22 protein-coding genes, 1 tRNA gene and 3 pseudogenes are annotated in these 23,526 nt (G+C 69.1%); 15 read left to right on the top strand and 11 right to left on the bottom strand.

Going from position 1 to position 23,526, the window contains the following annotated elements; translation table 11 throughout:
• The first annotated feature begins 1 nt into the window (after window position 1).
• From rbfA to IQ220_RS11555, 4 genes are read left to right on the top strand one after another with little or no spacing between them, the layout of a single operon-like run.
• Window positions 2-433: a 30S ribosome-binding factor RbfA gene (gene rbfA / locus IQ220_RS11570; RefSeq protein ID WP_193815230.1), complete on the top strand. Its 432-nt coding sequence runs from the start codon at window positions 2-4 to the stop codon at window positions 431-433.
• On the top strand, window positions 426-2,066 hold the full coding sequence (locus tag IQ220_RS11565; RefSeq protein WP_228009149.1) for a glycoside hydrolase family 3 N-terminal domain-containing protein: 1,641 nt from the start codon (window positions 426-428) through the stop codon (window positions 2,064-2,066). Before rbfA ends, IQ220_RS11565 begins: the two co-directional genes overlap by 8 nt.
• A gap of 15 nt (window positions 2,067-2,081) precedes the next feature.
• Window positions 2,082-3,281 carry a glycosyltransferase gene (locus IQ220_RS11560; RefSeq protein WP_228009148.1) on the top strand — a complete coding sequence of 400 codons (1,200 nt, stop codon included), beginning with the start codon at window positions 2,082-2,084 and terminating at the stop codon, window positions 3,279-3,281.
• Window positions 3,282-3,300: 19 nt separating this feature from the next.
• A complete protein-coding gene (locus IQ220_RS11555) occupies window positions 3,301-4,128 on the top strand; it encodes a uroporphyrinogen-III synthase (protein ID WP_193815819.1) in 828 nt (275 codons plus the stop codon).
• Here the strand turns inward: IQ220_RS11555 and IQ220_RS11550 are convergent.
• From IQ220_RS11550 to zds, 3 genes and pseudogenes are all read right to left on the bottom strand, one after another.
• On the bottom strand, window positions 4,085-4,630 hold the full coding sequence (locus IQ220_RS11550) for a hypothetical protein (RefSeq protein ID WP_193915104.1): 546 nt from the start codon (window positions 4,628-4,630) through the stop codon (window positions 4,085-4,087). The two genes, IQ220_RS11555 and IQ220_RS11550, sit on opposite strands and share 44 nt — an antisense overlap.
• Complete coding sequence (locus tag IQ220_RS11545; protein WP_193915178.1) at window positions 4,575-5,033, bottom strand: SRPBCC family protein; 459 nt, start codon at window positions 5,031-5,033, stop codon at window positions 4,575-4,577. The genes IQ220_RS11550 and IQ220_RS11545 overlap by 56 nt, the downstream gene beginning before the upstream one ends.
• 56 nt (window positions 5,034-5,089) lie before the next feature.
• Window positions 5,090-6,624, bottom strand: a pseudogene (gene zds, locus IQ220_RS11540) (9,9'-di-cis-zeta-carotene desaturase).
• A gap of 93 nt (window positions 6,625-6,717) precedes the next feature.
• On the opposite strand from zds, the gene IQ220_RS11535 reads away from it, so the two are divergent.
• The 4 genes from IQ220_RS11535 (at window position 6,718) to IQ220_RS11520 (ending at window position 9,253) form a co-directional block, all read left to right on the top strand.
• Window positions 6,718-7,146: an iron-sulfur cluster assembly accessory protein gene (locus tag IQ220_RS11535; RefSeq protein ID WP_193915102.1), complete on the top strand. Its 429-nt coding sequence runs from the start codon at window positions 6,718-6,720 to the stop codon at window positions 7,144-7,146.
• 59 nt (window positions 7,147-7,205) lie between these two features.
• Window positions 7,206-7,643: a M48 family metallopeptidase gene (locus IQ220_RS11530; protein ID WP_193915100.1), complete on the top strand. Its 438-nt coding sequence runs from the start codon at window positions 7,206-7,208 to the stop codon at window positions 7,641-7,643.
• Between the two features lie 25 nt (window positions 7,644-7,668).
• Complete coding sequence (locus tag IQ220_RS11525; RefSeq protein WP_193915098.1) at window positions 7,669-8,913, top strand: lipid-A-disaccharide synthase-related protein; 1,245 nt, start codon at window positions 7,669-7,671, stop codon at window positions 8,911-8,913.
• A gap of 103 nt (window positions 8,914-9,016) precedes the next feature.
• On the top strand, window positions 9,017-9,253 hold the full coding sequence (locus tag IQ220_RS11520) for a hypothetical protein (RefSeq protein WP_186698435.1): 237 nt from the start codon (window positions 9,017-9,019) through the stop codon (window positions 9,251-9,253).
• Here IQ220_RS11520 and IQ220_RS11515 read toward each other — a convergent pair.
• The gene (locus IQ220_RS11515) at window positions 9,189-10,124 is read right to left on the bottom strand and encodes a TIGR01777 family oxidoreductase (RefSeq protein WP_193915096.1); all 936 of its coding nucleotides are present in this window, start codon (window positions 10,122-10,124) and stop codon (window positions 9,189-9,191) included. The genes IQ220_RS11520 and IQ220_RS11515 overlap by 65 nt on opposite strands.
• An 87-nt stretch (window positions 10,125-10,211) precedes the next feature.
• On the opposite strand from IQ220_RS11515, the gene ndhO reads away from it, so the two are divergent.
• Entirely contained in the window at window positions 10,212-10,454 is a 243-nt protein-coding gene (ndhO, locus tag IQ220_RS11510) for an NAD(P)H-quinone oxidoreductase subunit O (RefSeq protein ID WP_186698431.1), read from the top strand.
• 2 nt (window positions 10,455-10,456) lie between these two features.
• On the opposite strand, the gene IQ220_RS11505 is transcribed toward ndhO, so the two are convergent.
• The 3 genes from IQ220_RS11505 to IQ220_RS11495 all read right to left on the bottom strand — a co-directional run bounded on the left by IQ220_RS11505 (window position 10,457) and on the right by IQ220_RS11495 (window position 14,500).
• Window positions 10,457-11,122: a DnaJ domain-containing protein gene (locus IQ220_RS11505; RefSeq protein ID WP_370566446.1), complete on the bottom strand. Its 666-nt coding sequence runs from the start codon at window positions 11,120-11,122 to the stop codon at window positions 10,457-10,459.
• A gap of 217 nt (window positions 11,123-11,339) precedes the next feature.
• A complete protein-coding gene (locus IQ220_RS11500; protein WP_193915094.1) occupies window positions 11,340-12,797 on the bottom strand; it encodes an iron uptake porin in 1,458 nt (485 codons plus the stop codon).
• 257 nt (window positions 12,798-13,054) lie between these two features.
• A complete protein-coding gene (locus tag IQ220_RS11495; protein WP_193915092.1) occupies window positions 13,055-14,500 on the bottom strand; it encodes an iron uptake porin in 1,446 nt (481 codons plus the stop codon).
• A gap of 439 nt (window positions 14,501-14,939) precedes the next feature.
• On the opposite strand from IQ220_RS11495, the gene IQ220_RS11490 reads away from it, so the two are divergent.
• Window positions 14,940-15,836, top strand: a complete 897-nt coding sequence (locus IQ220_RS11490; protein WP_370566445.1) for an aspartyl/asparaginyl beta-hydroxylase domain-containing protein — start codon at window positions 14,940-14,942, stop codon at window positions 15,834-15,836.
• A gap of 64 nt (window positions 15,837-15,900) precedes the next feature.
• On the opposite strand, the pseudogene psbD reads toward IQ220_RS11490, so the two are convergent.
• Window positions 15,901-16,955, bottom strand: a pseudogene (gene psbD, locus IQ220_RS11485) (photosystem II D2 protein (photosystem q(a) protein)).
• A 174-nt stretch (window positions 16,956-17,129) separates the two neighbouring features.
• Between psbD and IQ220_RS11480 the strand changes: the two are divergent.
• The 5 genes and pseudogenes from IQ220_RS11480 (at window position 17,130) to IQ220_RS11465 (ending at window position 19,396) form a co-directional block, all read left to right on the top strand.
• Window positions 17,130-17,393, top strand: a complete 264-nt coding sequence (locus IQ220_RS11480; protein ID WP_186698426.1) for a hypothetical protein — start codon at window positions 17,130-17,132, stop codon at window positions 17,391-17,393.
• Between the two features lie 38 nt (window positions 17,394-17,431).
• Window positions 17,432-17,587, top strand: a pseudogene (locus IQ220_RS16585) (ABC transporter ATP-binding protein); the annotation flags it as partial.
• 77 nt (window positions 17,588-17,664) lie between these two features.
• Window positions 17,665-18,141, top strand: a complete 477-nt coding sequence (locus tag IQ220_RS11475) for an ATP-binding cassette domain-containing protein (RefSeq protein WP_370566444.1) — start codon at window positions 17,665-17,667, stop codon at window positions 18,139-18,141.
• A gap of 44 nt (window positions 18,142-18,185) precedes the next feature.
• A tRNA-Asn gene (locus tag IQ220_RS11470) sits at window positions 18,186-18,257 on the top strand.
• A gap of 371 nt (window positions 18,258-18,628) precedes the next feature.
• Complete coding sequence (locus IQ220_RS11465) at window positions 18,629-19,396, top strand: response regulator transcription factor (RefSeq protein ID WP_193915090.1); 768 nt, start codon at window positions 18,629-18,631, stop codon at window positions 19,394-19,396.
• 12 nt (window positions 19,397-19,408) lie between these two features.
• Here IQ220_RS11465 and IQ220_RS11460 read toward each other — a convergent pair whose 3' ends face one another.
• From IQ220_RS11460 to IQ220_RS11450, 3 genes are read right to left on the bottom strand one after another with little or no spacing between them, the layout of a single operon-like run.
• The gene (locus IQ220_RS11460; RefSeq protein WP_193915088.1) at window positions 19,409-20,383 is read right to left on the bottom strand and encodes a DNA polymerase III subunit delta'; all 975 of its coding nucleotides are present in this window, start codon (window positions 20,381-20,383) and stop codon (window positions 19,409-19,411) included.
• Window positions 20,380-21,027, bottom strand: coding sequence for a dTMP kinase (tmk, locus tag IQ220_RS11455; RefSeq protein WP_193915086.1), 648 nt, complete (start codon window positions 21,025-21,027; stop codon window positions 20,380-20,382). Before tmk ends, IQ220_RS11460 begins: the two co-directional genes overlap by 4 nt.
• A complete protein-coding gene (locus IQ220_RS11450; RefSeq protein ID WP_370566443.1) occupies window positions 21,024-23,522 on the bottom strand; it encodes a heavy metal translocating P-type ATPase in 2,499 nt (832 codons plus the stop codon). Before IQ220_RS11450 ends, tmk begins: the two co-directional genes overlap by 4 nt.
• Between the last annotated feature and the right edge of the window lie 4 nt (window positions 23,523-23,526).

The raw sequence follows: 23,526 nt of genomic DNA, 5'->3' as shown, positions 1-23,526 counted from the left end.
CATGGCACAGGGGCGACGGGTGGAGCGGGTGGCCTCCCTGATCCGGCGGGAGCTGAGCGAGCTTCTGGTGGCCGGCATCAAGGATGAGCGGGTCAGCCAGGGCATGGTGAGCGTGACCCATGTGGAGGTGGCCGGCGACCTCCAGCACTGCAAGATCTTCGTGAGCGTCTACGGCAGCGACGCCGAGCGCGATGAGGCCATCGCCGGTCTGCGCTCGGCCGCGCCCTACGTGAAGGGTGAACTGGGCCGGCGGCTGAAGATGCGGCGCACGCCGGAAGTGGTGTTCCTGCTGGATCGGGGCCTGGAGCGCGGCACCACGGTGCTGGGGCTGCTCAACCGGCTGGAGGAGGAACGGCTCGAGAAAGGGGACCCTGGCGACCCGGACGCCAGCGCTGAGCCCGCTGCCAACGAGACCGACAACGCCCTTGGCTAGGCCACTGGAACCGGAGCTGCAGCGGCTGGCCGCCGAACTGCTGGTGGTGAGGGCCAGCGGCCATCTGGCCGATCACCAGCGCCGCTACCCCCGCTGGGAGCTGGCCAATGCGGAGCTGCAGGCGCTGCTGGAGCTGGGCGTGGGCGGCGTGATCCTGCTGGGGGCGGGGGCGGCCGAGCTGGCCCTGCGCTGCCGCCAGCTACGGGACTGGGCTGGGCAGCCCCTGTTGCTCTGCGCCGATGTGGAGGAGGGCGTGGGCCAGCGTTTCGAGGGCGCCAGCTGGCTGGTGCCGCCCCTGGGGCTGGGCCGACTGCACGGCCGCGATCCCCAGCTGGCCCTGGATCTGGCCGAAAGCTACGGGCGCTGCACGGGCCGGGATGCCGCCCGAGCCGGACTGAACTGGGTGCTGGCACCGGTGTGTGATGTCAACAACAACCCCGCCAACCCGGTGATCAACGTGCGCGCCTGGGGGGAAGAGCCTGCGGTGGTGGCGGAGTTGACGGCCGCCTTCTGCCGGGGCCTGCAGGGTGCGGGCGTGCTGGGCTGCGCCAAGCACTTTCCCGGCCATGGCGACACCAGCAGCGACTCCCACCTGGAGCTGCCGGTGCTGCCCCACCGCCGCGAGCGGCTGGAAGCGATCGAGCTGCCCCCCTTTCGCGCCGCCATCGCGGCCGGGGTGGCCGCCGTGATGACGGCCCATCTGCTGCTGCCCGTCCTCGATCCCGAGCGCCCGGCCACCCTCTCAAGCGCCGTGCTCAGCCAGCTGCTGCGGCGCGATCTGGGCTTCCGGGGGCTGGTGGTGACTGATGCCCTGGTGATGGAGGCGATCAGCCGCCACCACGGCGCCGGCGAAGCGACGGTGCTGGCCCTGGAGGCCGGCGCCGATCTGGTGCTGATGCCCGCCGATGCACACCAGGCCATCGAGGCGATTGTCGCCGCCCTTGCCAGTGGGCGGCTGTCACGGCAACAGCTGGAGGCCAGTGCTGAGCGGCGGCGCGCCGCTCTGGAGCAGGTGCGGACCGGCCGTGGTGATCCAGGCCTCAAAGGCGATCCCCTCACGGCCGCCCAACCCGATCGGCCCCTGGAGCAGGAGCTGGTGGAGCGCACCCTGGAGCAACGGGGCGGCAGCTGGGCCAGCGCCAAAGCCAGCGCAGACCCTGCCATCCTGGGCCCCGGGGTGAACCTGCTGCGCCTCGACTCCGCCCTGCAGGCGCCCTTCCTGCCCCCCACCGCGCCGGCCCTCACACTGCCCGCCGCGGCGGGCCTGCGCCCCTGCCTGCTCGACAACCTGCACCCCAGCCTCTGGCGCCCCGATCCCCAGGCCCCCCTGAACCTGGATCAGCTCGGCGAGGGCCCCGTGCTGCTGCAGCTGTTCCTGCGCGGCAACCCCTTCCGGGGCAGCGCCGGCGGCGATGAGCCCTGGCCCGCGGCCGTCGCCCAACTGCTGCGGCATGGCCGGCTGGCAGGCCTGGCGATCTACGGCAGCCCCTACCTGTGGGAGGCCCTGCAGCCCCTGCTGCCGGAGCCGTTGCCGGCGGCCTACAGCCCCGGCCAGATGCCCCGGGCTCAGGCCTGGCTGCTGGGCCGCCTGGGGCTCGCCGACCGCAGCGCCGGCCAGGCCTTCACCGACTGAACCGCCCGAGACCCCATGCCGAAGCTGAGCCTGTCGATGGTGGTGCGCAACGAAGCGGAACGGCTGGAGGGCTGCCTGGCCTCGGTGGCCGGCTTCGTGGATGAGATGGTGCTGCTCGACACCGGCTCCAGCGATGGCACCGTGGCCCTGGCCGAGCGGCTTGGTGCCGTGGTGCATGCCCTGCCCTGGCCTGGCGACTTCGCGCCGGCCCGCAACGAGGCCCTGCGCCACGTGTCCGGCGACTGGGTGCTCGTGCTCGACGCCGACGAGCAGCTGCTGGAGCCGGCCAGGGCGCCCCTGCGCCACCTGCTGGAGCAGCCCGACCTGCTGCTGGTCAACCTGCTGCGCCAGGAGCGCGGTGCCAGGCAGTCGCCCTACTCCAGCGTCAGCCGTCTGTTTCGACGCCACCCCGCCCTCCACTGGAGCGGCGCCTATCACGCCCAGGTGGATGACAGCGTGCTGGCCCTGCAGCGGCAGCAGCCGCACTGGCGCATCGCCGACTGCGATACCCCCGCCCTGGTGCACGACGGCTACGCCCCCGCCCTGCTGGAGCGGGGCAACAAGGCCGGGCGGCTGCGCCAGGCGATGGAACAGGAGCTGCGGCTCCAGCCCCACGATCCCTACGCCTGCGCCAAGCTCGGGAGCCTGGAGGTGAGCGAAGGCCGCCTGCGGCAGGGCATCCGCCTGCTGCGGCGCGGGCTGCGGCACTGCCCCCCCGAGGCGGTTCCGGAGCGCTACGAACTGCTGCTGCATCTGGCCATCGCCCTGGCGAGTGAGGACAAGGCCGCCGCCGCCGACCTCTACCGCCAGGCCCTGGAGCTGCCCCTGCCGGGCCGGGTGAGCCTGGGCGCCCGGCTCAACCTGGCCGCCCTGCTGTGCGAGCAGGGGGCCCTGGCCGAGGCGGCCGAGCTCTGCGGCCAGGCCTGTGCCATCGCCCCTGAGGTGGGGCTTGCCTGGTACAACCAGGGCCTGATCGAACGCCGGCGCGGCCACCTGCCCCAGGCGATCACGGCCTACCGCCGCGCCCTGGAACTGGACCCGCAGCACGCCGAAGCGCAGCAGAACCTCGGGGCGGCCCTGCTGCTCAGCGGCGACATCGCCGCAGCCCGGGGCGCCTTTCGCCAGGCCCTGGAGCTGCTGCGGAGTCAGAACCGCCAGGGCGAGGCCGAGGCGCTGCGGCAACGGGCCTCTGCCCTGGTCAAGCTGGAGGACTGAACCCTTGTCTGAAGCCTCCATGTCTGAGCCCTGCCTGGCCGGCAGAACCATCGCCGTGACCAGGGCCGAAACCCAGATCGGCGCCGCCCGGCGGCTGTTCGAGGCGGCCGGGGCCCAGGTGGTGGACCTGCCCGCCCTGGTGGTGACGCCGCCGGAGTCCTGGGGTCCCCTCGATGACGCCCTCGATGAGCTCGAGGACTTCCACTGGCTGGTGTTCTCCAGCGGCAATGGCGTGGAGGCTGTGGAGAAGCGGCTGGGGTTGCGGGGTCGCAGCCTGGCCCACCGGCCCCGCAGCCTCAGGATCGCCGCCGTGGGCCGCAAGACCGCCGCCCAGCTGGAGGCGATCGGCGCCCCCGCCGACTTCGTGCCGCCCAGCTTCGTGGCGGACAGCCTGCTGGAGCACTTTCCGGCTTCGGGCTGGGGTCTGCGGCTGCTGCTGCCGCGGGTGGAGAGCGGCGGCCGCACCGTGCTGGCCGAGGCCTTCGCCGCAGGCGGGGCCAGAGTTGTGGAGGTGGCCGCCTACGAGACCCGCTGCCCGGCCGGCCTGCCCTCCGCCGCCGTGGCAGCCCTGGAGCGGGGGGCACTCGACGCCATCACCTTCAGCAGCGCCAAGACAGTGAGCCACACCGTTCAGCTGCTGCAGGCGGGCTTCGGCGAGGCCTGGCCCCACTGTCTGCGGGATGTGGCGGTGGTGTCGATCGGCCCCCAGACCAGCCAGCGCTGTGAGCGGGAGCTCGGCCGGGTGGACGCCGAGGCCGATCCCCACGACCTCGAGGGCCTGGTGCAGGCCTGCGTGGAAGCGCTCAGAGCTCAGCCGACACGGTCTGACGCCCCTGACGCAGGGTGAGCAGACCACGGTCGGCGTTGATCGCGGCCACCGTCCAGCCCGGCGGCAACAGGTCGGTGCTGCTGCCGCCCCGGTCACCCACACTCAGGGCCCCACTGGTGGCGCCATAGTCCACGATCGCCTTGGATCTTCCGGCAGAGCTGATCACGCCGGTGAAGCGGAACGACGGCGGCAGGCTGAGCCGCACCGGGGCTGGCTGGCTGCCAGGCGTGGCTGAAACGCTCGGCGCCATGGGGGCAAAGGGATCGTCGCGGCCCGATGGGATCGATGCCAACACCTGGTTGGGTGTAGGCAGGGGGGTGAGGCCCGTGAGCACCGGCGGCTGGGCGGCTGCCGCAGGGCTGGCCGGGGCAGGGCCGGGTGGGGGCTGGCTGGCCTCGGGAGCCGTCCCTTCGCCGCCACAGCCCGTGAGCAACAGGGCCAGCAGGGCAGCGGGGAGGCAGCGCTCAGCTCGCGATGGTCTCGATCGAACGTTCTTCGACCAGATCTCGAAAACGGTCAAGGTTGGCCTGAAGTTCCTTTGTGACGATGCCACCCAGAATGGTGGGTTCCATCAACGGTGCCAAGATCCCAGGAAGTTCGTAGCTCACGCTGAGCTTCACGGCGGTGCTGCCGTCGGGCTGGGGATAGAAGCGAACGCCCCCTTTGGTGGGTAGCCCTCCCACCGATTCCCAGTGCAGCTGCTGGGCCTCCACCCGCTGCGTGATCCGGGCCTTCCAGTGGAAGCGGAATCCCTGGGCGGCCAGGGTCCAGTCGGTGAGGTCTGGGTTGCCAGGCTCAGTGACCACCGACTCAATCCAGCGCATCCAGCGGGGCATGGCCTCCAGGTCGCTCCAGACCTCCCAGACGCGCTCCACGGGCGCGGCGATCTCTGTGGTGACGCTGTGCTCGAGCCAACGGCCCATCGGGTTACTCGTGAGTGGGGCGGTGAGGGCGGCGACCGGGTTCGGCGCCAGGTCGGTCATCGCCGGGGGGAGGCGGTGAGGGGCTGGAGGGGGCCGGAGCCCTGGGCAGCCAGTTGGACGGGGCGATCCAGGATCGCCGCCGCCGCAAGACGGCCGCTCATCGTGGCACCTTCCATCGAATCGATGTAGTCCTGACGGGTGTAGCTTCCCGCCAGGAAGAAATTGGCCACGGGCGTGCGCTGGCTGGGCCGATAGGGCTCCATGCCCGGCGCCTCGCGGTAGAGCGACTGGGCCAGTTTCACCACATTGCTCCACACCAGATTCAAGGACTGGGCTGAGGGGAAGAGGCGGCGCACCTGGCGTCGGTGGCGGCCACGATGTCGTCGCTCTTGCGGGGGATCCAGGGATCGCCGGGGGTGAGCACGCACTGCAGCAGCGAGCCGAGCCCCTCCTTGCGGTAGTCCTCGGGGCTGGCGAGGGCCAGATCGGCGAAACAACTGAAATCCGCATCCGCCGTGTAGAGGAGATTGTCGAGGCCCGCCGGATGGTCGAGGTCAGCGCGGGCGTCGTTGTTCGCCGGGCTGTCCCCGAGCTCGGTGATCCAGCCGTCGTAGCGGAGTTGCACCGTGGCCACTGGCACCGCCTCCAGCTTGTAGATGTTGTCGAACTGGGAAAAGCGGCGCCAGGGCTGCGGCAGCATGCGCTGAATGCCCGGCACATCACAGGCGGCCAGGTAGGCGTCAGCCTGCACCCGCCGCTCGCCCTCCGGTGTCCCAAGGGTGATGCCGCTCACCCGGATCACTGGCGACCCGCTGGAGCCAGGTGCGTCTGGGTCGGGGGACTCCTCGTAGTGCAGCTCGGTGACGCGGTGTCGGAGGTGCAGGCGTCCTCCGCGACTGGTGATGTAGTCGAGGATCGGGCCGGTGAGCCAGCGGTGGGGCGAGCCCTTCAGCAGGTTGAGCTTGGAGGCCTCCGTCTTGGAGGCAAACATCATGAAGATGGTGAGCATGCAGCGCGCCGAGATCGCCTCGCAGTCGATGAACCCGAGGGCATAGGCAATCGGGTTCCACATGCGCTCGATGCTGCGGCGGCTGCCGCCATGGCCCAGAAACCACTGCTCGAAGCTGATGCGATCCAGATCGCGGATCACCCCCATCGCCCCGTCGTAGTCCACGAGGCCTCGCACGATCGGACTGGTGCCCAGGGCCAGGGCATTGCGCAGTTTGTCGATCCAGTCGAGCTGGGGCGTGGTGAAGAAGGCCTTGAGGCCGTTGAAGGGGGCGCCCAGGGCAAAGCGGAAATCCAGCTCGCGCAGATCGCCGCCGGCATTCACGAACAGGTGGGTGTGCTGCTTGGGCAGGAGGTTGTCGATCGCCCCCACCTTGCGCATCAGGGCGAACAGGTTGGCGTAATTGAAGAAGAACACATGCAGCCCCATCTCGATGTGGTTGCCACCCTCATCCACCCAGCTGCCCACCTTGCCGCCCATGAAGGGCCTGGCCTCGTAGAGATCCACCTGATGGCCGGCATCCACGAGATCCACCGCCGCCGCCAGACCCGCCAGACCCGCTCCCACAATGGCGACCTGCACCGGCAACGCTCCCGTCGTACTGGCAGAGACTCTATGGATCCGACAGGTGCGGGTGCAGTTCCATAGAGTTGGCCGAAGCCCCTGGCCGAAGTGATGAGCACCGAAACCGCCGCCAGCCCCGTTGCCCAGAGCCCGGCCGCGCCGAGCCCCGTGGCCACCTTCACGGCCCGGGACGGCAAGGGCATCCTGGTGACCGAGCCCGCCATGAAGCAGCTGGGCAGCCTGATCAGCCAGCAGGGCGAGGGCAGGGCGCTGCGGGTGGGGGTGCGCTCAGGCGGCTGCAGCGGCATGAGCTACACCATGGATTTCATCGGCCCCGACGCCATCAGCCCCGACGACGAGATCTACACCTACGAGCCCGCAGGAGCCCCCAGCTTCCAGGTGGTCTGCGACCCCAAAAGCCTGCTGTACATCTACGGCATGCAGCTCGACTTCTCCAGCGCCCTGATCGGCGGCGGCTTCAACTTCACCAACCCGAACGCCAGTCAGACCTGCGGCTGTGGCAGCTCCTTCGCGGTCTGAGCCAGGGCCTCTGGCCTGCCGCATGGGAATCTGAACAGCTGTGACCCTGCCCTGCAGCCATGTCGGCCAGTTCCGCCGAGAGCAGCCCAGCCACCTCGCAGTTCGACGCCGCCATCGCCCGGTACAGCGCCGGCACCGATCCGGCCGAACTGCTCGACGCCTTTGAGGCGATCACCGCTCAGGCCCCCCGCCAGTCGGCGGGATTCACCTGCCTGGCCTGGCTGCAGCTGCTCACAGACCAGCCGGAGCCGGCCCTGCGCACGGCCCGCACGGCGGTGCGGCTCAACCCCCAGGATCCCCAGGCCCGCATCAACCTGAGCCTGGCCATGCTCGAAACCGGCACCAAGGGGGTGCGGGAGCACATCGGCATGGTGCAGCGGCTGATGGCCATGGCACCGGAGCTGGCCGCCGAGCTGCAGGAGTCGATGGCCGACGGCCTCAAACGCAAGCCCGGCTGGGCCGCCATGCTGAAGGTGCAGGCCTGGTTGAACGGTTGATCGCGCCCCTCGCCTCCTGAAGCCCGTGGCTCGCGTGCTGCTGCTCAGCAATGGCCATGGCGAAGATCTCAGTGGTGCCCTCGTGGGGGCGGCCCTGATGGCCAGAGGCGTGGCGGTGGAGGCGTTGCCCCTGGTGGGGCATGGCAGCGCCTACCGCCAGCGGGGCATCGCCGTGCTGGGGCCCACGCGGGAGTTCCGCACCGGGGGGCTGGGCTTCACCAGCTTCCATGGCCAGCTCAGCGAACTGCTCGGTGGCCAGGTGGCCCACGTGGTGGCCAGCCTGCTGCGGCTGATGCGGCGGCGGGGCCGTTATCAGCTGGTGGTCGCCGTCGGCGACCTGGTGGCGGTGCTGGGGGCCTGGCTGGGCGGCTGTCGCTGCGCCGTGTACCTGGTGGCCTACTCCAGTCACTACGAGGGAAAGCTGCGGCTTCCCTGGCCCTGCGGCTGGCTGCTGCGGCGTCGCCGTGTCAGCCGGATCTGGAGCCGCGATGCGCTCACCGCCAGCGACCTCAGCCAGCAGCTGCGGCGGCCGGTGGACTTTCTGGGCAATCCCTTTCTCGATGCCGCCGTCGAGCCCGCGCTGGCGAGGACCACCGCCCCACGGCAGCTCTGCATGGCCCTGCTGCCGGGCAGCCGGATGCCTGAAGCCGGCGCGAACCTGGAGCTGATGCTGCGCCTGCTGGCCCTGCTGCCCCAGGCCCTGCACCAACCGGGCAGCCTGCAGCTACGGGCCGTGCTGGTGAAGTCCCTCGATGCCGCCACGGTGCGGCAGCGGGCCGCCGCCCATGGCTGGCGCGCACGGGCCCACGACCGCCTGGAGCGCGGCGGTCTGGAGCTGGAACTCAGCTGGTCGGGGGCCGGGGCCGCCCTGGCCCGGGCCGATCTGGTGCTGGCCATGGCGGGCACGGCCACCGAACAGGCGGTGGGGCTGGGCAAGCCGGTGCTGCAGCTGGTGGGGCAAGGCCCCCAGTTCACCGACGGTTTCGCAGAAGCCCAGCGGCGGCTGCTCGGGGCTGGGGTGCATTGCGCCAGCGGCGAGCCTGGCACGAGCATGACCCTGGAGGCCACAGCCCGCCTCGCCTGGGCCCTGCTGGCCGAACTGGCCGATCCGGCAACGGGGCCGGAACTGCGGGGCCGGCTGGCCCGCACGGCCCAGGAGCGGATCGGCGCTCCGGGGGGCACCGAACGGCTGGCGGCAGCGATCATGGAGCTGTTGCCCCCAGTCGATGTCAGATCAGCCACCCAGGAGCCTGTCCAGCCCAGGGGTTGAGGCAGGCCCCGCCGCAGCCCGCGGGACTGCCTCAACCAAGGGAACCGCCAAAGCGCAGCCGTCTGCGCAGGCGCGATCGCTTCCGCAACGCCTCAAAGGGGTGATGGACACCGTGCTGGTGGCGGATGTGTTCGTGGTGATCTGTGGCGCTCTGTGGTTCGGCGTGGCGGTGCTGTGCCACAGCCAGAAGGTGGAAGCCCCCCTGGAGCTGTTTCAGCGGCTCTGGGAGCCGCTGTTCACCCCGGCGATCGGACTGCTGATGGGAGCCGCCGTGCTCAGTGGGGTGCTGAGCTGGTGGCAGCAGCAAGCGCAGCGTCGAGCTCGGGGTACTGGAAGGTGAAGCCCTCGGCCTGGAGCCGCTCGGGCGCCACCTGCTGACCCTCCAGCACCACCTGGGCCCCATCCCCCAGCAGCAGCTGCAGGATCGGCCCCGGCACCGGCAGCAGGCTGGGGCGCCCCAGCACCTTGCCCAGGGCGGAGGCGAACGCCGCCATGCGCACCGGCTGGGGCGCCACGGCGTTGTACGTACCCCGCCAGCGATCGTCTTCCAGGGCGGTGGCCACCAGCCGACACAGGTCGTGGCGGTGGATCCAGCTCATCCACTGGCGGCCGCTGCCCACGGGCCCGCCGAAGCCCATGCGGAAGACGGGCAGCATCTTGGCCAGGGCACCCCCATCGGCACCGAGCACGATGCCGATCCGCAGAATCACCAGGCGAGAGGCGGCCGGACAGCGGGCCGCCGCCGTCTCCCAACGGCTGCAGATCTCGGCCAGGTAATCGCTGCCGGCCGGGCTCTCCTCCGTGAAGCGCTGCTCGAGGCTGCTGCCGTAGTACCCCACCGCGGAGGCATTCACCAGCACCCGCGGCGGCGTCTGCAGCGCTGCCATCGCCTGCACCAGCAGCTCGGTGGTGCGGCTGCGGCTGCGCATCAGCAGGCTGCGATGGGCCGGAGTCCAGCGCTTCTCGGCAATGGGCTCCCCAGCGAGATTCACCACGCCCTCGGCGCCGGCCAGGGCCTCAAGCAGGGCCGGGCTCTGCCAGCTGGCAGGGTCGGCTGGATCGAGCTGCAGGCTGCACAGCCGATCACTGGCCAGGGCATGGAAGGGGTCGCTGCGGCGACTCACCAGGGTGAGCGTGTGACCCAGTTCCAGCAGGTAGGGCACCAACTCCAGCCCCACGAATCCGGAGCAACCCAGTAACAGGAGACGCACCCGCTCGATTCCCTCAGCGCCTCAGGAGGCTAGGGCCAAGCTCTACGCCGGGGGGCCTTAACCTGGCTTTGATCCCTCAGGCTCGTCATGGCCGACACGCCCTCCACCGCCCAGCCCCCCCTGAAGAAGGGCAGCCTGGTGCGGGTGAACAGCGAGGCCTATGGCCGCAGTGCCGAGGCCGCCGCCAGTGCCCCCCAGCCCCCCGCCTACATCCTCAAAGGGCCTGGCGAAGTGCTGGTGGTGAAGGGGGACTATGCCCAACTGCGCTGGCATCGTCCCGTTCCGGATGTGTGGCTGCCCCTCGCCGTCCTGGAGGCGTTCCCAGGCTGATCTCAGGCCATCAGCTGCAGCCGGTCCTGCTTCAGCTGGCGCCGACGTGCGCCGGCCTTGCGGAGCAGTTCACGGCCATCGCGCAGGTAGGAATCCACATACCCCATCGTGTAGCGCTCCAGGTCCACCAGGGCGTCCTTCACCAGGCTGAGGCAGTGGTAGAGGTCCAGGCAGAAGCCCTGCAGAACCTGAGGGCAGGCCTGCGAGCGGTACAGGCTCTCGACCTTGGCCAGGCGCGCCTGACTCAGCTCCAGGAAGGAGCAGAAGGCCTCCATCAGGCGGTCGTCGTAGGGGTCAGCAGCCAGGGCCCGCAGCTGGGCTGGAAACGGGTTGATCACCTGACCCAGCAGACGGTCGATGGGCCCGTACACCTGCTGCAACCAGCGTCGCACCCCAGCCTCATGGTCTGCTGCCCTGGGAGAGGCTCCTGGCCTTGGGGTTGCGGGAGAGGGTGAGGCGCCCCCGCTGCCGCCACGGTTGGACTGCCGGCGGCCATGGAGGCGGTCATGGCGGCGGCGGCGCTCGCGATCGCCCAGCACCTCCCAGGCGGCGTTGATGGCCAGGATCGTGGTGGCATCCCCGCCAGCATCGGGGTGATACCGCTTGACCAGGGCGCGGTAGGCCGCCTTGATCTCAGCGCCACTGGCCTGGGGGGACACACCCAGCACCGCATAGGGATCAGCCTGAGGCAGGAGACACCTCCTTCCGCACCAGCTCACGTCCCGGGCAACCTAGGAGGCCAGGCTCCGTGGATCGGGCCAAAAAAAACCCCGGCCAAAGGCCGGGGAGAGCAGAGGAACAACGGTGTGAAGAGTGGTTCCTGAAGGGAAGAGGACGAAGGGCCTGGAAAGGTGTGAGGAGCCAGGCCCGATTCCGATCAGACGATCAGAACTTGAAGGTGGTCTTGACCAGACCGCCGTAGGTGTCGCTGGCGCCGCTGTTCTCAATCCAGAAGAAGGCGGGGGTCACGCTGATGTTGTCGGTGACCTGGAACTTGTACCACAGCTCGTAAGCCAGGGTGTCCTGCCCGTCGTCGAGCCACAGACCACCGGTGCAGAGTGCACCCGTGCCGCACTTGCCGCCGCCCACCTGTCCGGCACTGCCGATGGCCATGCCCAGGGCGTTGCCCTTCACGAACATGTCGGTCCACTGCAGACCCACCATCCAGCTCCACACGTCCTGATTGCCGAGTCCGGCGACGTTGGCATCGGTGTAGCCGAAGCCGGTGCTGATACCGGGCACCCAACCAGAGTCAGCGGGCTGCCAGTACGCACTCAGCCCGATGGCATTCCAATCTTCGACAACGTTGAAGGGACTACCGCCGAGGCCATCGCCGTAGGTGTAGGCAAAGGCCGCACCCCAGTTCTCGCCGGCATAGCCGAGCTGGACTGTGGCGGTGTAGTCCTCACCGACACCAAGGGTGGAGTCTTCAGCAGAGTTCTCGTTGGACACGAAGTTGGCGCTGATGCTGAAGCCGTCCTTCTGGTACCAGAGGCCAACACCAGCCCCGAGGTTCAGGCTGTAGGTCGCCCGGGCACCGGCATAGGTGAACAGGTCGAGGATGGTGTCAGCGGGATAGGCGCTGGGCCACATGGCCAGCATGTCGTCCTGACGGACCTTGGCACCAGCGGTAACGGTGACGGACTCGCCGACGGGGAACTGGTAGAAGAGGCGGTTGATGCCGACGGAGTCAGCACCGCTCTCTTCCTGGAAAGCCACTTCCAGAGCCGTGTTGCCGTTGCCGAACACGGAGTCACCGAAGTTGCCGGCGCGCAGGGTGGTGCGCAGCAGGTCCTTGCCGGTGAAGCTGGTGTCGAAATTCAGGCGAACGTCGTAGTTCGCGGTGACGTTGTCGCCGAAGCCGGTTTCGCCAGCGCCGCCGAGGGTCATCGTGGCGATACCCGTCAGCTTGGTGGTGGTTGAGAACTGGTTGGCCTCCAGCTCACCCACCTTGGCCTCGAGGCCGTCGACGCGACCCTTGAGGATGGCGAGTTCCTTCTCGAACTCGGCCATCAGGCGCTTGAGCTCGTCGGTCACTTCGGTGACGCGGTCGAGGCAGGCGTTCAGCAGCGCAGCGGCTTCAAAACGGGTCATGGCCCGCTGGCCGCGGTAGGTGCCGTCGGGGTAGCCGGCGACGCAGCCGTAGCGCTCGATCAGGTTGGAGAGAGCCTGGTAGGCCCAGTCCGTGGGTTGCACGTCCGAGAACTGGGAGATGCTGGTGACTTGCTCCTGGGAGGCGTACTGGTCGACGCCGTCGAAGTTGAGCTCAGAAGCAGTGGCGGCCACAGGGGCCAGCAGTCCGAGTGCCGCGGGGGCAACCAGCAGTTGCTGGAAAAGTTTCATGGGATCCTCACACAAGATGGGCGCAACGCGCCGCACACTAATCTTTACAGCCGCATCGGGATTGACGGCCATGCCTCTGTGACAGTCAACACAATGGCCCCGCAACGGCCGCATCCTGGGGCTGAATCCAATTAGCAAAAAAGTGCCCCAGCTGAAGGCCGGGGCACAAGGGAGGAACAGATACGAGCAGTGATGTGAGAAGAGGACGAAGGGCCTGGAAAACGCGTGAGGAGCCAGGCCCGGTTCAGATCAGACGATCAGAACTTGAAGGTGGTCTTGACCAGACCGCCGTAGGTGTCGCTGGCGCCGCTGTTCTCAATCCAGAAGAAGGCGGGGGTCACGCTGATGTTGTCGGTGACCTGGAACTTGTACCACAGCTCGTAAGCCAGGGTCTCTTCTCCACCATCGGCCCAGATGCCGCCGGTGCAAGCAGCGGTGGTACCGCACTTACCATCGCCGATCTGGCCGGCGCTACCAACGGCCATGCCGAGGGCGTTGCCCTTGATGAACATGTCGGTCCACTGGAGACCAACCATCCAGCTCCAGGAGTCGCTGCTGCTATCGCCGAAGGTATCAGTGCTGGGGGCATCAGACCAACCGCCACCGACGCTGATCGAAGGCACCCAACCGGAATCGGAGGGAGACCAGTAGGCACTCAGACCAACATTGCTGTTGCTGAAGCTGTTGAAGTCAGCGTAGGTGTAGGCCAGGGCTGCGCCCCAGTTGTCGCGCGTGTAGCCAAGCTGGGCTGTAACGGTGTAGTCCTCACCGATGCCGATGGCGGAGTTTTCAGCAGCGTTCTCGTTGGAGACGAAGTTGGCGCTGATGCTGAAGCCATCCTTCTGCCACCAGGCACCGACACCGGCGCCGAGGTTCAGGTTGTAGGTCGCCCGGGCACCGGCATAGGTGAACAGGTCGAGGATGGTGTCAGCGGGGTAGGCGCTGGGCCACACAGCCAGCATGTCATCCTGACGGACCTTGGCACCAGCGGTGACGGTGAACGACTCGCCGACGGGGAACTGGTAGAAGAGGCGGTTGATGCCGACGGAATCAGCACCACTCTCTTCCTGGAAGGCCACTTCCAGAGCCGTGTTGCCATTGCCGAACACGGAGTCACCGAAGTTGCCGGCGCGCAGGGTGGTGCGCAGCAGGTCCTTACCGGTGAAGCTGGTGTCGAACATCAGGCGAACGTCGTAGTTCGCGGTGACGTTGTCGCCGAAGCCGGTTTCGCCAGCGCCGCCGAGGGTCATCGTGGCGATGCCCTTCAGTTTGGTGGTGGTGGAGAACTGGTTGGCCTCCAGCTCACCCACCTTGGCCTCGAGGCCGTCGACGCGGCCCTTGAGGATGGCGAGTTCCTTCTCGAACTCGGCCATCAGGCGCTTGAGCTCGTCGGTCACTTCGGTGACGCGGTCGAGGCAGGCGTTCAGAAGCGCGGCGGCCTCAAAACGGGTCATGGCCCGCTGGCCGCGGTAGGTGCCGTCGGGGTAGCCGGCGACGCAGCCGTAGCGCTCGATCAGGTTGGAGAGAGCCTGGTAGGCCCAGTCCGTGGGTTGCACGTCCGAGAACTGGGAGATGCTGGTGACTTGCTCCTGGGAGGCGTACTGGTCGACGCCGTCGAAGTTGAGCTCAGAAGCAGTGGCGGCCACAGGGGCCAGCAGTCCGAGTGCCGCGGGGGCAACCAGCAGTTGCTGGAAAAGTTTCATGGGATCCTCACACAAGATGGGCGCAATGCGCCGCAACGCCATGGTGACCACCCCCCAGGCCCCAGGCACCTCCCTATGTGCCAGCGGTCACAATGGCCCCACCAGGAACGGCTCCAAAACGATGCCCCCACAGCCCAGGCAAACCTGGACGGTGGGGGCTCTCGCCGGGTCCGCGGCTGCGGAACCGTTTGATCAGGGTTGATGCGCCGTAATCAGGCGGCGTTCTCCGCGATCAGCAGACCCTTGGTGAAACAACTGGAACTCACGGGCACCTCCTCCTTTGGGGGATGACGCCAGCCGGCGACGTGTTCGGCCCCCCGTCCAAAGACCGGCGGCCACGGCACTGCTGACAGAACGGTCAAACCATAGCGAGGACGAGGGCTCAGCCCCCTGCCATGGCTGCGGAATCGGCCTGACCGCTCAGGCAGCCGCCGATAGGGTGCCCAGCAGGCAGATGCGGCAGCAGGACGATCGGGTGCGACAGACGAGCCCAGGGAACACACGACCGGCTCAACGCGGAGCGGCAGCCCCTGGGCCAAGGCCCTGGACCCATTGGCGCCGGCGCCAATGGACCTTCCCGGCGCGCTCCCGCAAAGCGCGGCTGCGGCGCGGCCTGCATGACGCCCTCGAACGCCTGGTGAGCTGGGCCTCCATCCATGGCGACGTGCCGGTGTTCGATGCCGGCCGCTTCGCCTGGATCGACACCGTGGAGGGGCAGTGGCTGGGCGTGCGGCAGGAGCTGGAGCAGGTGATGCACCACCGCGAGGCGATGCCCAACTTCCAGCAGATCCTGCCCCAGGTGGGCAAGATCCAGAAAGACGACCAGTGGAAGACCTTCTTTCTCAAGGGCGTGGGCATGGATTGCCGCGACAACGCCCGTCGCTGCCCCCAGACCATGGCCCTGCTGGAGCAGATCCCCCACTGCAGCACCGCCTTCTTTTCAATCCTCTCGCCGCACAAGCAGATCCCCCCCCACCGCGGCGCCTGGGCGGGAGTGCTGCGGCTGCATCTGGCCCTGATCGTGCCCGAGCCCAGGGAGCGCTGCCGCATCCGCATCGCCGATCAGCTGCATCTCTGGGAGGAGGGCCGCTGCCTGGTGTTTGACGACACCTACAACCATCAGGTGTGGAATGACACCGAGGGCTACCGGGTTGTGCTGTTCGTGGACTTCGCCAGGCCGTTGCGCTGGCCCGTGAGCCTGTTCAACCACTGGTTGCTGAGCCTGGCGGCCCTGGCGCCGTTTCTGCGCGAAGCCAACCAGAACCAGCAGGCCGCCGAGCAGAGCTTTCGCCGCTCCCTGGGAGACCGCGCTGGCACTCGCGATCCTGGCCGTTAACAGTTGCCCATGAAAAAAGCGCCCCCGAAGGGACGCTGCTGGAACGGCAGAGGCCGAACCAGGATCAAAGAGCGTTACCGCGGGGCAGAACTTCCTCAGGGAAGACGAAGTTTTCATGCGGCTGGTCAGCCGGCGCCATCCAGGCGCGGATGCCTTCATTCAGAAGAATGTTCTTCGTGTAGAAGTCTCGAACTCGGGGTCCTCAGCGGCGCGGATCTCCTGCGACACAAAGTCGTAGGCCCGCAGGTTCAGCGCCAGGCCGATGATGCCGATGCTGCTGGTCCACAGACCCATCACCGGCACGAACAGCATGAAGAAGTGCAGCCAGCGCTTGTTGGAGAAGGCGATCCCGAAGATCTGGCTCCAGAAGCGGTTGGCCGTCACCATCGAGTAGGTCTCCTCTTCCTGGGTGGGTTCGAACGCCTTGAAGGTGTTCGACTGCTCCCCGTCTTCAAACAGGGTGTTCTCCACCGTGGCGCCGTGGATGGCGCAGAGCAGGGCACCGCCCAGGATCCCTGCCACACCCATCATGTGGAAGGGGTTGAGGGTCCAGTTGTGGAAGCCCTGCAGGAACAGCAGGAAGCGGAAGATGGCGGCCACGCCGAAGCTGGGCGCAAAGAACCAGCTGCTCTGGCCCAGGGGGTACATCAGGAAGACACTGACGAACACCGCGATCGGGCCCGAGAAGGCGATGGCGTTGTAGGGGCGGATGCCCACCAGGCGGGCGATCTCGAACTGACGCAGCATGAAGCCGATCAGGGAGAAGGCACCGTGCAGGGCCACGAACGGCCAGAGGCCGCCGAGCTGCACCCAGCGCACGAAGTCGCCCTGGGCCTCAGGGCCCCAGAGCAGCAGCAGGCTGTGGCCCATGGCGTCAGCGGGGGTGCTGACGGCGGCGGTGAGGAAGTTGCAGCCCTCGAGATAGGAGCTGGCAATCCCGTGGGTGTACCAGGAGGTGGCGAAGGTGGTGCCGGTGAGCCAGCCGCCCAGAGCCAGGTAGGCCGTGGGGAACAGGAGCAGACCAGACCACCCAACAAAGACAAAGCGGTCGCGCTTGAGCCAGTCATCGAGGACGTCGAACCATCCCCGCTGCGGCAAGCGTCCTGCAGCGATCGTCATGAGAAGCGCACTTCATGAAGCGTTACACCCCAATCGTAAGGGGCGGGGACCCGAACTGCGCCTCGTAGGGGCACGATTTGGGTACAACCACTCAGCTCCCCGCCCATCAGGCGCTGGCTTCTGCCGCGGCCCCCTCCGCCAGAGGCCAGAGTGGGCACCAGTCCCCCATCAGCCATGTACGTCGTCGAGCTCTCCATCAAGCTCAGCCCCATGCCCGTTGCGGTGCAGCGCAAGGACCTCGCCGATGCCCAGAGCCTCTACGACACGGTGCGCCAGAGCCTTGAAGGCCATGGACCCAGGATTCTGGAGCTCACCTGCGAGAAGGAACCTGACAAGAAGGTGAGCCTGCTGACCAGCGAGGTGGTGGCGGTTCAGGTCTATGAGAAGTCGGCCAGCGCCAGCAGCGGCAAGCGTCCGGGCTTCAGCTTCGAGGGCTGAACAGAGCGCCATGCTCGCTTGCCTGCCCCAGGGCTGCCATGTCTGAAGCCCTGCTTTCAGCCCAGGCGCCGCCGCTCACGGTGGAGCGCCTCAGCTTTTCCTGGCCCAATGGCCAGGCCGCGCTGCGGCACTGCGCCCTGCAGATCCCCAGGCCCGGCCTGTGGATGCTGGTGGGTAGCAACGGCAGTGGCAAGAGCACCCTGCTGCGCCTGATCGCCGGCCTGCTCGAACCGCGTTCCGGGGCCATCACCAGCCTGGCGCGTCCAGCCTGGTGTTCCAGAACCCCGATCACCAGCTGCTGCTGCCCAGCTGTGGCAGTGAGCTGCTGCTGTCGATCGATCCAGGGCTGCAGCGCTCCGAGCGGGAGGCCAGGCTCCAGCAGGTGCTTGGGGCCGTGGGGCTGCCCGGCCTGGCGGCGCGGCCGATTCACACCCTCAGTGGCGGCCAGAAGCAGCGCCTGGCGATCGCGGCGGCCCTGGCCAGCGGCGCCAACCTGCTGCTGCTCGATGAGCCCACCGCCCTGCTCGATCCCGACAGCCAGCAGGAGGTGCTGGGGCTGATCCGCCGACTCACCGAGGACGCCCGGCGCGGCCTGACGGCCCTGTGGATCACCCATCGGCTTGAGGAACTGCGCTACTGCGACGGCGCCGCCTTGATGGAGGGCGGCCACGCAGGCCCCTGGCAGCCAGGCAACGAGCTGGCGCAGCGGCTGGGCAGCCCCTTGCAGGGCGGCAAGCCCGAGGGGTAAGGTCTCTGGGCCGGTGACGCCGGCCGAACCCTGGTGGTTCGCCTTCCTCGGTAGCTCAGTGGTAGAGCGGTCGGCTGTTAACCGATTGGTCGCAGGTTCGAATCCCGCCCGGGGAGCTTGACTCAGCCAACTGGGGTGGCCGCTCGCCCACGCGTGAACGACTCGCCTGTTGTCGAGCCGTGAGCCGCTGTGGAGACCGCCGTTTCGCCCTGCATGCCAGAAAACTGCCGGGGTTACAACGAAGATTTCCTAAGAAATCCTGAAGAAAGCGATCCTGACTGGGCCCAATCGTGGCCCAGAACCCAGGCCTGCACTGGAAACGACCCAGATAGCCCCGGCGGGAAGGGTGGGGCCGCCAGCGGCTGATTGCCCCATCCACGAATCCAGCGGGGACAATGAAGCCGCCGCCGACCTGTTCTGAGCCGCCAGGCCCGGGCCCAAAGGCGATCACCGCTCCCGTTGTCCCCTGCTTCGCCCTTCATCAGCCATGAAGCCCTGCATCCTGCTGATCGAGGACGACGGCGACATGCGCGACCTGGTAGCCGGACACCTTGAGCACGGCGGCTTCGATGTGCAGAAGGCCGAAGACGGCATCAAGGGCCAGGCCCTGGCCCTGCAGTACGCCCCGGATCTGGTGCTGCTCGACCTGATGCTGCCCAAGGTGGATGGCCTCACCCTGTGCCAGCGGCTGCGCCGTGACGAGCGCACGGCCCGTATCCCGATCCTGATGCTCACCGCCCTGGCGGACACCAAGGACAAGGTGAGCGGCTTCAACTCCGGCGCCGACGACTACCTCACCAAGCCCTTCGATCTCGAGGAGCTCACCGTGCGGGTGAAGGCGCTGCTGCGCCGCAGCGAGAACGCGCCCCTCTCCACCAAGCACAACGAGATCCTCAGCTACGGCCCCATCACCCTGGTGCCGGAGCGGTTCGAGGCCATCTGGTTTGACCAGGCCGTGCGCCTGACCCATCTGGAGTTCGAGCTGCTGCACTGCCTGCTGCAGCGGCACGGCCAGACGGTGTCGCCCTCCCTGATTCTCAAGGAGGTGTGGGGCTATGAGCCCGACGACGACATCGAGACCATCCGTGTGCACGTGCGCCACCTGCGCACCAAGCTGGAACCCGACCCCCGCAAGCCGCGCTTCATCAAGACGGTGTACGGGGCCGGATACTGCCTGGAGCTGCCCAACGACGACCAGCTGGCCCAGCTCACGCCCCTGGTCGAGCAGTCGCGGGCGGCCGTCCAGGCCAGCTAGGCCCCCAGGCCCTCACCCAGCGTCCGCCAGCTCGAGCAGGGCCACTTCCCAGGCCAGGCGGGGCTGCACATGGCCCACCAGCTGCCGTCTCAGCTGTTCCAGGCGCTGCACAGGCCAGGACTGATGCCGCTGGCGCCACAACAGCAGCTGCCACCACTGCAGCAGCCAGAGTTGCTGGTCAGTGTCGAGGGCCTCGCTCAGATCCCTGGCCAGCCCCAGGGCTTCGAGCGGATCGGCGCGGTGGGGCAGGGCCGCCAGGCGTTCCGTCAGCCCCGGCGGCAGGGCCTGCCACTGCAGCCGGTGGGCCAGCAGGGCCCCCGGCGATCCGGCCGCCAGCTCCAGCAGTTCCGCCGAGTCGGGTCTTGGGGGCTCGGGTTCAGCCGCCAGCACCCTGGCCAGGCCCGCTGCATCCAGGCGAGCGAAGCGGATCTGCTGGCAGCGCGAGCGGATCGTGCTGAGCAGCTGCTCCGGCGCGGCACTGAGCAGCACCAGCCGGCCCCGGCCCGGTTCCTCCAGGGTCTTGAGCAGGGCATTGGCCGCGGCCTCGGCCATCGCCTCGGCACAGCTGAGCACCACCATGCAGCCCGGGGCCTCCACGGGAGAGCGGGCCAGGAAGCGGGAGAGGTCCCTGATCTGCTCCAGGCGCAGCTGGGGCGGCTGGCGGCGGCTGACGCCCCGCTCCAGGGCCTGGGACGCCGGCACCAGCTGGCCCTTGTCGAGGTAAGTGGGCTCCACCCAGAGCAGGTCGGGATGATTGCCGGCCTCCAGGCGGCGGCGCACGCCGGCGGACCCTTCGGGCCCGGCGATCATGCCCTCCAGAAAGCGCCGCGCCACCAGGCCCCTGCCCACCCCTTCGGGCCCACTGAACAGGTAGGCCGGCGCCAGATGGCCACGGCCCAGGGCGGCCTCCAGCAGGGCCACCGCCCGCTCCTGGCCCTGCACATCGGCGAACAGGCTGGTCTTGGTGGTGGCGGTCGAGTGGTTCATGGCGGGGTGGCCAGCTCCCCCAGGGCCTGGCAGCAGGCCTCGGTGACCAGCTGGGGCGGGGCCGTGGCATCGATGCGCCGCCAGCCCGGCTGACGCGCCTGCTCGGCAAAGCCCCGGGCCACCCGCTCCAGGAACAGGGGACCCTCCGCCTCGATCCGATCGGCAGGCCGTGGCCCCCGGCGCCGCAGCGACTCCGCCATGGGCAGATCGAGCCAGAGGGTGAGATCGGGCCGCAGGCCGCCGGTGGCCACCCGCTCCAGCGCCGTGATCAGGGCCAGGTCCAGACCGCGGCCATGGCCCTGGTAGGCGGCCGTGGAAGCGCTGAAACGATCGCTGAGCACCCAGTCGCCAGCGGCCAGGGCCGGTCTGATCGTCTGCTCCACGTGCTGGGCCCGATCGGCCGCGTAGAGCAGCAGCTCCGCCGTGCTCACCGGAGCCGCCTCACCGGGGGGATGCAGCAGCAGCTGGCGCAGGGCCTGACCCAGGGGCGTGCCGCCGGGTTCGCGGGTGACCTGCAGGCTGCGGCCCTCGGGCAGACAACCGCGCCCCTCCCCCTCCAGCCAGCCCGCCAGGGCCTGCAGCTGGGTGCTCTTGCCGCAGCCATCGATGCCCTCCAGCACCACGAAGCGGCCTGGGCCGCTCATGGGGTCGATGGGGCCGGACGCTCCAGCTGCGGCCCCGGTACGGCCACGGCCTCAGGGCCAGCAGCCTCGGAGGGGAGGCCTGGGGGAGCACAGGCCTGCAGTCGGAGGGCATTCAGCCCCAGGGCATTCAGCACCACCGTGATCGAGCTCAGGGCCATCAGCAGGGCCGCCAGGGGAGGGTTCAGCAGCAGCCCCCGGCTCGGCAACAGCACACCGGCGGCGATCGGCAGTGCAATCAAGTTGTAGCCAAAGGCCCAGCAGAGGTTCTGGCGCACCTTGGCCATGGTGCGTTCGGCCAGCTCCAGGGCCTGCGGTATGCCATCGAGCCGCTCCCCCAGCAGCACCAGGGCCGCCGTGTCCTGAGCCACGCTGGTGCCTGTGCCCACGGCCACCCCCAGGTCGGCGGACGCCAGGGCCGGGGCGTCATTGATGCCATCCCCCACCATCGCCACCGGGCCGCCGCTGGCCTGCAGGGCCTCGATGGCGGCCAGTTTCTGTTCAGGGGTCTGCTGCCAGGCCAGCTCCTGAGGGGCCAGGCCGAGGCTGGCGCCCAGGCGTCGCACCGGTTCGGCCCGATCCCCGCTCAACAGGCCCAGGCGCAGGCCTCGCTGCCGCAGGGCCGCCAGCACCGAGGCGGCCTCCGGCCGGCAGGGGTCCTCAACCGCGATCAATCCCAGCAGGCTCTGACCACTGGCCAGGGCCAGCACGCTGGCCCCCTGCCGCTCTAGCTGGTCGCGGCGCTGGCTGGCCTCGGCCAGGGTGGGCTGGCTGGCTCCTGGCAGCACCCAGTCAAGCCGCCCGAGCCGGAAGCGCACGCCTGCGATCACCCCCTCCACGCCGGAGCCAGCACAGGTGGCTGCGCTCTGCAGCGGAAGCAGGGGCAACTGGCGCCTCTCGGCCTGCTGCAGCAGCGCAAAGGCGAGGGGGTGACGGGTGCTGGCCTCGAGGCTGGCCGCCCACTGCAGCAGCTGGTCTGCCGCGGCCAGCGGCGTATCGGACCCGGCCTGGAGCCCGGGCGCGGGGAGCTCCGGAGCCAGCGCCAGCACAGCACTCACCAAGGGGCGACCGCGGGTGAGGGTGCCGGTCTTGTCGAAGAGAACCGTGCGCAGCCGCGAGGCGGTTTCGATCGCATCGCCACCACGGAAAAGCAGGCCCCGCCGGGCAGCCACCCCCGTGCCCACGGCGATGGCCGTGGGGGTGGCCAGGCCCAGAGCGCAGGGACAAGCCACCACCAGCACGGCGATGGCGAGCTCCAGGGCCAGCGAAAAGGGTGTGCTGGCCCCCGCGCCCAGCAGGCCGTGGGGACCGTGGACAGCGTGGATGGCGCCCTGCGCGCCGGCGGGCTGCAGCACCTGGGGCCAGAGCTCGGTGCCCCACTGCCACCAGAACAGGAACGTGGCCAGGGCCAGGGCCAGCACCACCAGGGTGAAGCGGCCCGCCACCCGATCGGCCAGCGCCTGGATCGGAGCCTTGCGGGCCATCGCCCGCTCCACCAGCTGAACGATCCGGGCCACGGCGCTCTCGGATCCCGGGCGGCGCACCTCCAGCAGCAGTGGACCCTGCAGGTTCAGGCAGCCAGCCCCCAGCTCGGCCCCTGGCTGCACCATCTGGGGGAGGGGCTCGCCCGTGAGCCCGGACACATCCAGGGACGACTCGCCCTCGAGCACCGTGGCATCGACGGGCAGCCGATCCCCCGGCAGCAGGCGGATGCGGTCGCCGGGGCGCAGGCCCCCGACACGGACCTGTCGCGCCGGACCGTCATCGATCACCAGCAGGGCCGTATCGGGCTGAAGCGCCGCCAGTTGCTGGAGGGCCTCACCGGTGCGGTAGCGGGCCCGCTCCTCCAGAAAGCGGCCGAGCAGCACAAAGCCCAGCAGCATCACGGGCTCGTTGAAGAAGCAGGGCAGGCCAGTGGACGGCCAGAGCAGGCCCACCAGGCTGGCCAGGTAGGCACTGATCACGCCGAGGCCCACGAGGGTGTCCATCGAGGGCAGCCCGGCCAGGGCGGAGCGGGCTCCGGCGATGAGGATGCCGCGGCCTGGTCCGGCCAGAGCCAGGCTGGCCACCACGGCATGGGGCCAATAGGAGCCGGGCTGGGGAGCCAGATGGCCGAGTGCTGACAGCAGCAGCAGCCCCAGGGCCGCCAGCAGCTGCCGCCAGCGGCTCCACCAGCCCTGCTGCTGCCTGCGGCCGGCCAGCGAGAGGTCCTGGCCAGAACCCTCCCGTAGCCGGGCCTCGAAACCCAGGGCCGCCAGGGCCTCCTGCAGCCCGGACACGCTGGCCTGGGGGCCGCGGGCGCTGGCCGGGCTGGGCTCGAGATCCACCCAGGCGGTGCGGGTGAGCAGGCTGACGCTGGCGTGACGCACCTCGGGCTGGGCCAGCAGACGCCGTTCCACCGCCCGCACGCAGCCGCCGCACTTCATGCCTTCGATCTCCAGCAAGAGGGGCTCGGGCGACAGTGGAGGCAGGGGCGCAGCCAGACCCGGTGCAGACAACTGG

The organism is Cyanobium sp. LEGE 06113, from assembly GCF_015207615.1.
The sequence above is the reverse complement of the archived record's forward strand: the minus strand, read 5'-3'. Positions and strand labels throughout refer to the sequence as shown.